We start from the raw sequence: 11,476 nt of genomic DNA on the forward strand, positions 1-11,476 counted from the left end.
AATCGCTTTTGTGTTAAAAGATGAAAAACTATTTTACGCAAATCCGTTTTGCGTTAAAGGGTGCCCCATTAATTTAACGATTAGAGCATTTGCGTTAACGTATGCAGGACTGATTTGACGCAAATCGCTTTTGTGTTAAAAGATGAAAAACTATTTCACGCAAATCCGTTTTGCGTTAACAACAGTGGCGTTATTTTAACAAAAAGCAACCACAAAGCAAAAAACGGCGTGCACTGCACGCCCTTTTCATTAATTCTCGTTATTTTCTTTTTCTTTAATAGCCGCTTCTACTAATCCTTTAAATAATGGATGTGGTCTAGTAGGTCTTGACTTAAATTCTGGGTGGAAGACTGCACCGATATAAAACGGATGTTCTGTAATTTCGATAATCTCTTTATATTTACCATCTTCACTCATTCCACTGAATGTAAGTCCTGCGTCTTTAATATTTTCTTCGTATTCGTTATTGAATTCAAAGCGGTGACGATGACGTTCGCTTATATCTTTCACACCATACAGTTTTGAAGCGAGTGTGTCCTCTACTACGACTGAGTCATAGCTTCCAATTCTTAATGAATGTTCACGGTCAAGTAGCTCCGCATCTTCACTCATTAAAGTAATGATTGGATCATGTGTTGTTGGATCGATTTCTGTAGAGTTCGCATCTTTCATACCTAAGATGTTTCTCGCCGCTTCAATTGCCATTAATTGCATTCCTAAACTAATTCCAAGTACTGGTTTACCTGTTTCACGTGCGTAACGTAACGTTTCAAGTTTACCTTCAATACCTTGATCTCCAAATCCTCCTGGAACGACGATTCCGTCTAATCCACCGAGTATTTCATCGACATTTTTATCCGTTACGTCTTTTGCATAAATCCAGTCGATTTCAATTTCTGTTAACTCTTCAAATCCTGCATGGTTTAAAGATTCAACGATTGAAAGATACGCATCTTGAAGTTCGACATACTTACCGACGATACCGATTTTCACTTTTTGATTTAAATTGCGGATGTTTTCTAATACTTGTACCCAGTCGTCTAAGTTTGCTTCACGTTTACTCTCTAAACCTAATGTTTTAAGGACGATATCATCCATGTTTTGATCTTGTATACTTAACACGATGTTATAAATTGTGTCTTCATCTTTTGCTTCGATGACGTTTTCTACACTGACGTCTGAGAATAATGCGATCTTGTTACGTAAGTCTTCTGTCATTTCATACTCTGTACGTACGACGATCATATCTGGTTGAATACCTAAACCACGTAATTCTTTAACACTATGTTGCGTCGGTTTAGTTTTCATTTCGCCTGCTGCTTTAATATATGGTAGTAACGTACAATGAATAAACATGACATTTTCTCTACCGAGTTGTGTTCTTAACTGACGAATAGCTTCAATAAACGGTAATCCTTCGATGTCACCTGTCGTTCCGCCAATTTCAGTAATGACGATTTCAGCATCTGTCTTTTCACCGTTACGTAACATTCTCGATTTAATTTCGTTTGTAATGTGAGGAATGACTTGTACAGTTCCTCCAAAGTAATCTCCGTTACGCTCTTTTCGTAACACTTCTGAATAAATCTTACCTGCTGTAGCGCTTGAGTATTTGTTTACTGTAATGTCGATAAATCGTTCATAGTGTCCTAAATCTAAATCCGTTTCTGCACCATCATCTGTGACAAAAACTTCCCCATGTTGAAACGGGCTCATTTCACCTGGGTCAACGTTTAAGTATGGATCAAACTTTTGAACTGTTACTTTAAATCCACGTGCTTTTAAAATTCTACCGAGTGATGCAGCCGTAATACCTTTACCAAGAGAAGATACAACGCCACCTGTTACAAAAATATACTTAGTCAAGTAAGATTCCTCCTATAAATAAAAAAATCTCCCTCCCAAATGCGCTTGGAAAGGAGCTCGTTCACTGTATCCCTAAAATAAGGGAGCCCAATTAAAATAATAGCACGATTACGGAATTTGTCAATAATTTAATAGTCGTCTCCGTCACCGTAATCATCTTCGAGCGTATCGCCTTCATCGATGTTTAAATCCGTAGTGTCGATGTCTTCATCATCAATAGCTTCATCGATATCCTCATCGTCTTCTTCGTCGATATCTTCGATGTCTTCATCGTCAAGTTCTTCGTCAAGTTCGTCGAATTCATCAAGTTCATTGTCGACGACTTCAAACTTATGAACCGTCGGTGCAATTTTGTCGTTGATGTCATCCACCGTGAACCATTTTCTAAGACCCCATACACCGTCTTCAGTAGAAACAAAACGACCATCTGTATTTAAGTCTGTATAAAATTGTAAAATACGATTTTCGATTTCTTTCTCAGTATATCCACCGATTTCTTGGAATTTGTCGATAATTGAATATAAATCAGTTTCTTTTTCTAAATCATCTAAGTAAATATAAGCCATATCAATAAACGCTTGTTCGTCGATCATTTCTTTTGTAAACTCATCTAATCTCATAATTTGATATCCTTTCATATCATTCATTGCACAATCAAAAGTATATTACATTCAATACTATTATAATGCAAGCATTTTTCATAGTGTAGCATATGATATTTTGAAAATAAAACCCGTAAAAAATAGTGTTTATTTCATAATGATTAGGGTAATAATAAATCATTGGACAATAAGGAGGAAATTTTATCGTGTCAAATAAAAACACGAATCAACATAAGCGTAAGGGGTTCTCTAAACTTGAACTCGGAACAGTCTTTTGGACTTCAGCGACGATAATCATTGTCGCATCAATTATTGCGATGGTTATCCCTGGCAGATTCCAGGCAGCTTCTGAAGCAATTTATGAATTTATTTCTCAAAACTTCACTTGGTTCTTCTTACTTCTCGTATTCGGATTTGGTGTGTTACTTATATTCTTAGCACTCTCACCATACGGTCGTATTAAGCTCGGTGATGACGATTCTGAGCCAGAATTTGCCTTTTGGCCTTGGATCGGTATGTTATTCTCGAGTGGTCTTGGAGTTGGACTCGTATTCTTCGGAGTTGCTGAACCGATGCAACACTTCGTGGAAGCACCGTTTTTAGGTGGCCCAATTCAAGATGCTGAAGCTGCGAGAATCGCAATGGGTTATACGTATTTCCACTGGGGAATTTCACAGTGGTCAATTTTCGGAGTTGCTGGACTTGCGATTGGTTACTTCCAATATCGTAAAAAGCGTGACGGGTTAATTTCTACGTCACTCGAACCTATTTTTGGGTTTAACTATAGTAAACTCGGTCGTAATTCGATCGATACGCTCGCAATTATCGCGACAATTACAGGGATGGCGACGTCAGTCGGTCTCGGTATTTTACAAATGGATGGTGGGTTAAACCACGCATTTGGATTACCTCAAGGCCCTGTCACTCAAATTATTTTAACGGTACTTATGACAACGGTATTCATCTTATCGACAGTAATCGGTCTAGAAAAAGGGATGAAGTTCTTTAGTACGATGAACATGGTACTCGCATTATTCTTAACAGTATTCATGATTATCTTCGGTCCGTTTAGCTTCATTATGGAATCTATCGTTTTAGGTCTCGGAGATTATTTATCGAATTATGTCGGTTACTCACTACGTGCCGAACCATATAACGCGAGAGATTGGACAAGAGGATGGACAGTATTCTACTGGGCATGGGTAATTGCTTGGAGTCCATTTATCGGTTCATTCGTCGCACGTGTATCACGTGGTCGTACGATTCGTGAATACGTCGCTGGTATTTTAATCGTCCCACCGATTTTATCATTCTTATGGGTTGGTGCCCTCGGAGGAACTGCGATTTACTCTGACTTATTTAAAAACACAGATATCGCGTCAATCGTTCAACAAGATGAAACACGCGCATTATTTGAGTTATTAAATACGATGCCATTTACAACGTTAACGTCAATCGTTGCGATTTTACTCATCTTCTTATTCTTAGTAACGTCTGCAGACTCTGCAACGTTTATCGTTTCTGGAATGAGTCTTGGTGATACTGAAAATCCACCGATACGCATGAAAGTGTTATGGGGAGTATTACTCGGAGTATTAACAGTCGCACTGATTTTAGCTGGTGGACTGACAAGTTTACAAGCAGCAAGCTTACTCGCTGGTCTACCGTTTGCGATCGTTCTTATCTTAATGATATTTAGTGTTATTAAGAGTATGCGAAGAGAGCCAAACAAAGCACTCGCAAGACGCCGACACAGTGACAACGCAAAAGAAGAACATAAACAATTTTAATAGTTTACAATAATTGCTTAGCACCCATATAATAGAGGGTGCTAAGTTTATTTTATATGGAGGATAACGATGAAAATAGGAATCGATGCGGGTGGTACGTTAACGAAAGTCGTCAAAATGTATGACGATGGTACATATGAATATAGTAGCCGTCCTACGACTGAAGTAGATATGCTCATTCAAGAGTTAAACGAAGAAGAAGACGTCACACTATACTTAACTGGAGGCGGCAGTGTATACATATCAGAACATGTAAAGCACGAGTCGCATTTACAAATTGAATTCGACGCAGCGTTTACTGGTCTGACATATTTAATGGAGCAACAAAATATCCCTTTAGATCGCTTCGTTTACTTAAATATCGGAACGGGAACGAGTTTTCACGTCGTCGAAAATAACACTCAGCGCCGCGTCGGTGGTACTGGTATCGGTGGTGGTACGTTAATGGGGTTATCACAACTACTTACAGGTTATGAGACGTTTGAGGAAATTGTAGAAACAGCAAAAAAAGGAAACCGTGATACGTTAGATTTAAAAGTAAAGCACATATTTAAAGACGGTCCTGTACCAAAACCGTTAACTCCTGAACTAACTGCAAGTAACTTTGCACGCGTAGAACCACACCATCATACGACCGCTTCAGCTGCAGATAAACTTGCATCTGTCATCGGAATGGTCGCTGAAGGTGCGATTTCATTTGGCGTGACGCTCGCTCAAGGATTTAAAACGAATGATTTAGTACTCATTGGTTCGACATTAAAAGATAACGATGTCATGCAAGGTGTCATTCATAGCTACGGTTCACTAAAAGGTATAAAACCACATATCATTGAAAACGGTGAATATAGTGGTGCAATCGGTGCGATTTTAGTTACAGAACGATAAGTCGCTTACGGTCATACTCAATAATTTCAAGTGGTACGTTAAAGATATTCGTTAAATTAGATTCTGTGATACATTCTGGTGAAGTCGTAAATGCGACTTCACCTTTTTTCATTCCGATTACTTTATCTGCATATTGTAATACGAGCGTGAGATCATGCACGTTCATAATAACGATTTTTTCTTTTGATAATTCTTTTATATAGTCAAACATCTCTTTTTTATATTTGACGTCGAGTCCTTCTTCAAGTTCATCGAAGATAAGTATCGGTTTATTTTCTAACACTGCTTGGACAAATACCGCACGCTTAAACTCCCCACCCGAAATATGAGATACGGATGTATCTTTTAAATCGTATAAAGAAAAACGTTTCAGTAAATCATCGCTACTTTTTTGACTCGTTAACTCGGCGAAGTCTTTAACTGTCATGTCAGGGCGATTTAAAAGTTGCGGGATATATGTGACGTGCTCTTTTAAATGAAACGGTGCATCGTTAAACAATACATCTCTCTCACTATATTGATAGCCGATTAAACCATTTAAAAGCGTCGTTTTCCCACTACCGTTACCCCCGATAATGATATTTAACCCATCATTAAAATGAAGTTCATTGATATTGAGCAAAAATGTATTAAATTGAACGGTTAATTTTTCAATGGATAGCTCCATACGACTCCTACTTTCGTGTAGATTAAATATTTCCCAAGAAACTTCTTATTCTTTATCTTCTGCCATACGTCGTAACTCATCGCGCGTCTCTTTTGGTAGCCCTTCGCCGTAATCCATCATTCTAACGATGTCTTTAAAAGCTGCACGTGGAATTTTTAAGTCTTCTAACTCGTCAATCTCAAACTGAAGTGTAATATCTGATTCGTGACCTGCTTTTAACTTATTTACGAAATCTGGTTCGGTAATAAATGGGCTCGACATTCCGACCATATCGCCAAATTGTAATGCTTCTAGTGCTTTTTCTGGCGTGTTAATACCTCCAGTAACCATGAGTGGGATTTTCCCTTTCACGTGATCATAGACAATCTTATTGACGTATTCACCTTCGTTTTCACCTTGTGCACGGACCGTCGCTTTATAAATGTTTCGACCCCAACTTGCGATTGCTAAATAGTCGAGCGGTCGAATAGATTCGAGTGCATCTACGAATTGTAAAAACTCTTCAACTGTATAACCGACGTCACTACCCCTTGTTTCTTCAGGTGTCCCTCTAAAGCCGAGCATAAAGTCTTTTGGCGCGTGAGTTTCAATAACATCTGCAACAGCTTGATATACTTCTAAACCAAATCTTGATCGGTCTTCTAACGTTTTACTACCATATTCGTCGTCACGCTCATTTGAAAATTTAGAGAAAAATGTTTGAATGAGTAATCGTTGTGCAGCTGATACTTCAACACCATCAAATCCCGCTTCAATTGCGCGCTTAGTTGCCTCGCGGTAATTATCAATCACCATGTCGATTTTACGTTTAGACATCGGCAACACTTGGTGTTTTACTGGCACATTTAACTCCATCAAACTCGGTCCATAAACGACGCCTAAATCTAAAATTGCTTGGTTAGAAAAACGTCCAGCATGTGTGAGTTGTAATATCGCTTTTCCACCAGACTGTTTCATCGCTTGCGCGAGTTTTTTTAATCCTTCAATTTTTTTATCATCTGCAACGCTATACCCGTATTCAAATAGTTGACCGTACGGTTCGATATACGCAGCCCCTGTTACGAGAATCGGCGCAGACTTGCTGCGTCGTTCGTGATATAAGACATCTTCAGTCGTTACTTCCCCGTCTTTAGTCGATGAATTTGTAATCATTGGAGACAATACAAAACGGTTATCAATGACGTCACCATTCGGCAGTTGAAATGGTTCAAATAGCGGTTCGTATTTTTCGTTCATTTTCTTACCCCTTTAATTGTAAGTTTGTCATTCTAGCATACCATATGCTTTCTTTGACTATAAAATTCAGTGCGACTATAATTATATATGCTTCATACATTAATTTTAATTTAAAAGGATTGATCATCATCGTTAAAATAAGCGTCCTTGATTACGCAGTGATCGATGAAGAGAAAGATGCAGTAACTGCAGTGAAAGAAGCAATCGAACTCGCTCAACATGCTGAAGCATTAAATTTCAGTCGATTCTTCGTCGCAGAGCATCACGATGTAAAATCATTTGCAAGTAGTTCACCAGAACTATTGATGATGAAACTACTCGATGAAACAAACGACATTCAAATTGGTTCAGCTGGTGTTATGTTGCCGCATTACAGTCCGTTAAAAGTTGCAGAAAACTTTCGTATGTTAGAAGCTTTTCACTGTGGACGTGTGAACTTAGGCTTTGGTAATACGTTCGGTACAGCTAAAGTACAACGTGCAATGGATACGAAAAAAGCTGATTTTGACTACGAACATCATATCGATACGTTGCAACAACATTTAACTAATGCGTCAAACATTACCGTTCACCCTGAAACTTCTTCAGCGCCTTCTATGTGGATGCTAAGTACGAGTGAACGTTCAGCGAAACTCGCAGCGAAACTCGGTGTCGGGTATATTTTCGGGTTATTTCCGTATGCATCTACCGATAAAATACCAACTGGACGACGGGCAATAAAGCAATTTAAAGAAATGTTTCAACCGTCAAAAACGAACGAAACACCTGTCACTATTGCAGCAGTTTTCGTCGTCATCTCAGATACGGATGAAAAAGCCGAGACACTCGCGAATGCTTTAGACGTATGGCTACTCGGTAAAAATAACTTTAACGAGTTCGAATACTTCCCATCTGTAGAAACAGCGAAAGCCTATGATTATACAGATGATGAACTGAAGCGTATGAAAGCCAACCGGACACGTATGGTCGTCGGGTCAAAAGAAACGATAAAAGCAAAGCTAATGGATATTCAAAACGAACTTTCAGCTGATGAATTACTCATCATTCCGCTAATGCCAGGATTTAACAATAGAAAACATGCACTCACGTTAATACACGAGGCATTTAATTTATAAATTCGAAAATTTAGAAAGGATGTTTTTTATGAGAAAAACAGCAAACTACTTATGGATCGATAAAGATGGAGACACTTATACTTTAGTGTTAACGCCTGAACTTCAAGATGATATCGGAACAGTTGGATATGTTCAATTCAGTAAAGAGGACGTCGTTAAAAAAGGCGACTCACTACTTGAATTAGAAGGTTCTAAAACAGTATTAGACTTAATGTCACCACTTGCTGGGACAGTCGTTGAACGAAATACAAAAGCAATCGACACACCAGAAATTTTAAACGCTTCAGACGCAAACGAAAGCTGGGTTGTAAAACTGACAGACGTCGATGAAGATGCATTTAATGCGTTAGACGACGCACAATAATGTTAGATCGCTTACAATTTTTTAATTGTAAGCTTTTTTCTAGTAAAGAGGGTTTTATGTTATGACACTAAACGAAGTAAATGATTTGATACATTATTTACAAGATGAAAAAAACTTAGCACATACAGCTGCGAGAGATTTTGAACATGCATTTACGTTATACCGTGAACTCGTCAACGTGCGTAAACCAAAGCCTTTACCTGAGAAATATTTACGCATTCAAGATGAGTTTTTAAAGTCATTTAACGATACGGTTGTTCATCTTAAAGATTTAGAAGAAGTCGAAAGACAAATCTATATGTTTAAAGGTGATATAACAACACTCGCTGTTGATGGTATTGTGAATGCCGCGAACGCTGATTTACTCGGCTGTTTTATAAAGGGACACGCGTGTATTGATAATATCATCCACACGAAAGCCGGGATTCAACTACGCTATGAATGTCACGAAATTATGGAAGCACAAGGTCGTAAAGAAGCGGTCGGTCGCGCGAAAATAACGAATGCTTACAACTTACCTTCAAAATACGTATTTCACACAGTTGGTCCGTATATTAAAGGAGACGCACCTTCAAAAATGCAGCAAGATTTACTCAAACAATGTTATCTAAGTGTCCTTAAACTTGCGGATCAGCATAATTTAGAGAGCGTCGCGTTTTGTAGCATTTCTACAGGTGTATTTCGTTTCCCTAAACTACTCGCAGCTGAAATTGCGACACACACAGTCAAAGATTATTTAGAAGAAACAAACTCTAATTTAAAAGTCATCTTTAACGTATTTTCCGATGAAGATGAAATGATATACAACAACATATTACGTTAGAAAGGAAATGCTATGTCTACTTGGAACTACAACACACATTCAGACAGTGAAACACTCGCTTCTCTTATAAAAGATGCAGACGCTGTCGTCGTTGGCGTCGGTGCTGGGATGTCCGCTTCAGACGGCTTTACATACGTCGGTGACCGTTTTAAAAAGAACTTTCCAGATTTTATTGAAAAGTACGGATGGTTCGACATGTTACAAGCGAGTCTTTTTGACTTTCCGACGACTGAAGAGTATTGGGCGTTTCAAAGTCGCTTCGTCAAGCTAAATTATATCGATCAACCGGTCGGTAAATCGTATGTAGCACTTAAAGAAATGCTCGAACATACACCGTACTTTGTCATTACGACAAACGCAGATAACGCTTTTTATAAAGCAGACTATGATATGGATAAAGTATTCTACTATCAAGGTGAATATGCGTTAATGCAGTGTAGTCAGTTTTGCCATAACGAGACGTACCGAGATGACGAAATGATGTTAAAAATGGTCGAACAACAACAAGATATGAAAGTACCATACGACCTAATTCCGTTTTGTCCAAAATGTAACGCAAAGTTAGAGATTAACAAACGTAACGCCGAAAAAGGCATGGTCGAAAGTCCACACTTCTTCGAGCAAAAAGCGCGATACGAAGCGTTTCTTAACGAGCATAAATCCGGAAAAGTCATCTATTTAGAAATCGGTGTCGGCTATACGACGCCGCAGTTTATCAAACATCCGTTTTGGCGATTCACATGTCAAAATAAAGACGCTAAATTTGTTACGATGAACCAAAAATCATACCGAATTCCTGATGATATTAAAGAGCAGTCGATCGCTTTAACAGATGATATTCAAACGACGATTGTCAAAGCAAATCACATTTTAAAGGAGCAACAACATGTATCTAATTGAACCATTTCGTAACGGAAAATATGTAGACGACGGTGCATACGCACTCGCAATGCAAGTATATGTCAATGAAAATATATTTTTAGATGAAGGAATTATATTTCCGTATTATTGCCAACCTAAAATTGAAATCGGACGTTTCCAAAACGCTCGTGCAGAAGTGAACCAAGACTATTTAGACGAAAACGGCATTATCGTCGTACGCCGTGACACTGGAGGCGGAGCAGTACTCGTCGATGAAGGTGCAGTAAACGTTTGTTTCTTAATCCCTGAAGACAGTGGAATATACGGTGACTACAAGAAAATGTACGCCCCTGTCATTCAAGCCCTGAAAAATCTCGGAGTTAAAAATGTCGAGCAAAGCGGAAGAAACGATCTTTTAATCGACGGTAAAAAAGTATCAGGTGCAGCGATGACAAAATCACACGGGCGCGTATACGGTGGTTTCTCTCTACTACTCGACATTCACCCTGAACGTATGCTTGAGTCATTAAATCCGAATCAAAAGAAAATCGAATCAAAAGGTATTAAATCTGTAAGAAGTCGCGTAACGAGCATTCGCGAACATTTAAAACCAGAACTTCAAAATGTTACGACAGATGAATTTAAAGACCTCATCATTAAAGAACTTCTCAATATTCAATCTGTAGATGAAGCAAAACGCTACGAACTAACTGACGAAGACTGGCAGAAAATCGATGAACTCGTCGAAAAGAAATATAAAAACTGGGACTGGAACTATGGTAACTCTCCAAACTATAGTTATCAAAGAGATGGCCGTACGACTGCTGGAACGATCGATATCAATTTAGAAATCGTCGAAGGTCGTATCGACAAATGCCAAATCTACGGTGACTTCTTCGGCCAAGGACAAATCGACGACGTGAGCGCGCACTTAATCGGCACAAAAGTGAAACGAGAAGATCTATTAGAACGATTAGCAGAAATCGATTTAAACTATTACTTCGGTAATTTATCAAAAGAAGAACTGACAGATTTAATTTTAAGCTAATAAAAACGACCGTAGTTAACGACTCATAAGAGTTCGAAACTACGGCCTTTTTATTTGGTGAGGGTGCGTCGTTATAGCTTTATTTTACGCAAAACGCATTTGTGTAAACGAGTGTCTGATTACGTTGACAATTACGAGAATTGTGTCAACGTACGGACTATCTCTTTTACGCAAATCCATTTTATATTAAAAGATGAAAAACTATTTAACGCAAATCGA

The 11,476-nt window shown here is 38.4% G+C and carries 11 protein-coding genes; 7 read left to right on the forward strand and 4 right to left on the reverse strand.

From position 1 onward, the window contains the following. Positions 1-249 precede the first annotated feature (249 nt). Together HMPREF3177_RS02985 and rpoE are read right to left on the reverse strand one after the other, a co-directional pair. Positions 250-1,866 carry a CTP synthase gene (locus HMPREF3177_RS02985; RefSeq protein ID WP_070457049.1) on the reverse strand — a complete coding sequence of 539 codons (1,617 nt, stop codon included), beginning with the start codon at positions 1,864-1,866 and terminating at the stop codon, positions 250-252. Positions 1,867-1,994: 128 nt separating this feature from the next. Then, positions 1,995-2,486 carry a DNA-directed RNA polymerase subunit delta gene (gene rpoE / locus HMPREF3177_RS02990; RefSeq protein WP_068130226.1) on the reverse strand — a complete coding sequence of 164 codons (492 nt, stop codon included), beginning with the start codon at positions 2,484-2,486 and terminating at the stop codon, positions 1,995-1,997. A 188-nt stretch (positions 2,487-2,674) separates the two neighbouring features. Here rpoE and HMPREF3177_RS02995 point away from each other — a divergent pair, with 188 nt between their 5' ends. Together HMPREF3177_RS02995 and coaW are read left to right on the forward strand one after the other, a co-directional pair. Then, a complete protein-coding gene (locus tag HMPREF3177_RS02995; protein WP_083286840.1) occupies positions 2,675-4,258 on the forward strand; it encodes a BCCT family transporter in 1,584 nt (527 codons plus the stop codon). 69 nt (positions 4,259-4,327) lie between these two features. Beyond that, the gene (gene coaW / locus HMPREF3177_RS03000; RefSeq protein WP_070457050.1) at positions 4,328-5,143 is read left to right on the forward strand and encodes a type II pantothenate kinase; all 816 of its coding nucleotides are present in this window, start codon (positions 4,328-4,330) and stop codon (positions 5,141-5,143) included. Here the strand turns inward: coaW and HMPREF3177_RS03005 are convergent. Together HMPREF3177_RS03005 and HMPREF3177_RS03010 are read right to left on the reverse strand one after the other, a co-directional pair. Continuing rightward, the gene (locus HMPREF3177_RS03005; protein WP_070457051.1) at positions 5,130-5,810 is read right to left on the reverse strand and encodes an ATP-binding cassette domain-containing protein; all 681 of its coding nucleotides are present in this window, start codon (positions 5,808-5,810) and stop codon (positions 5,130-5,132) included. The genes coaW and HMPREF3177_RS03005 overlap by 14 nt on opposite strands. A 45-nt stretch (positions 5,811-5,855) precedes the next feature. Then, a complete protein-coding gene (locus tag HMPREF3177_RS03010; RefSeq protein ID WP_070457052.1) occupies positions 5,856-7,046 on the reverse strand; it encodes an NADH-dependent flavin oxidoreductase in 1,191 nt (396 codons plus the stop codon). 44 nt (positions 7,047-7,090) lie between these two features. Between HMPREF3177_RS03010 and HMPREF3177_RS03015 the strand changes: the two genes are divergently transcribed. From HMPREF3177_RS03015 to HMPREF3177_RS03035, 5 genes are all read left to right on the forward strand, one after another. Continuing rightward, positions 7,091-8,161, forward strand: a complete 1,071-nt coding sequence (locus HMPREF3177_RS03015) for an MsnO8 family LLM class oxidoreductase (protein ID WP_210388782.1) — start codon at positions 7,091-7,093, stop codon at positions 8,159-8,161. Positions 8,162-8,189: 28 nt separating this feature from the next. Further along, positions 8,190-8,525, forward strand: coding sequence for a glycine cleavage system H family protein (locus tag HMPREF3177_RS03020; RefSeq protein WP_068130215.1), 336 nt, complete (start codon positions 8,190-8,192; stop codon positions 8,523-8,525). A 61-nt stretch (positions 8,526-8,586) separates the two neighbouring features. Further along, positions 8,587-9,348, forward strand: coding sequence for a protein-ADP-ribose hydrolase (locus HMPREF3177_RS03025; RefSeq protein WP_070457053.1), 762 nt, complete (start codon positions 8,587-8,589; stop codon positions 9,346-9,348). A gap of 12 nt (positions 9,349-9,360) precedes the next feature. Then, complete coding sequence (locus HMPREF3177_RS03030; protein ID WP_070457054.1) at positions 9,361-10,248, forward strand: SIR2 family NAD-dependent protein deacylase; 888 nt, start codon at positions 9,361-9,363, stop codon at positions 10,246-10,248. Beyond that, complete coding sequence (locus HMPREF3177_RS03035; RefSeq protein WP_070457055.1) at positions 10,235-11,257, forward strand: lipoate--protein ligase; 1,023 nt, start codon at positions 10,235-10,237, stop codon at positions 11,255-11,257. The genes HMPREF3177_RS03030 and HMPREF3177_RS03035 overlap by 14 nt, the downstream gene beginning before the upstream one ends. The last annotated feature ends 219 nt before the right edge of the window (positions 11,258-11,476 follow it).

This window comes from Nosocomiicoccus sp. HMSC09A07, assembly GCF_001808485.1.
In the GTDB taxonomy this organism is placed as follows: domain Bacteria; phylum Bacillota; class Bacilli; order Staphylococcales; family Salinicoccaceae; genus Nosocomiicoccus; species Nosocomiicoccus ampullae_A.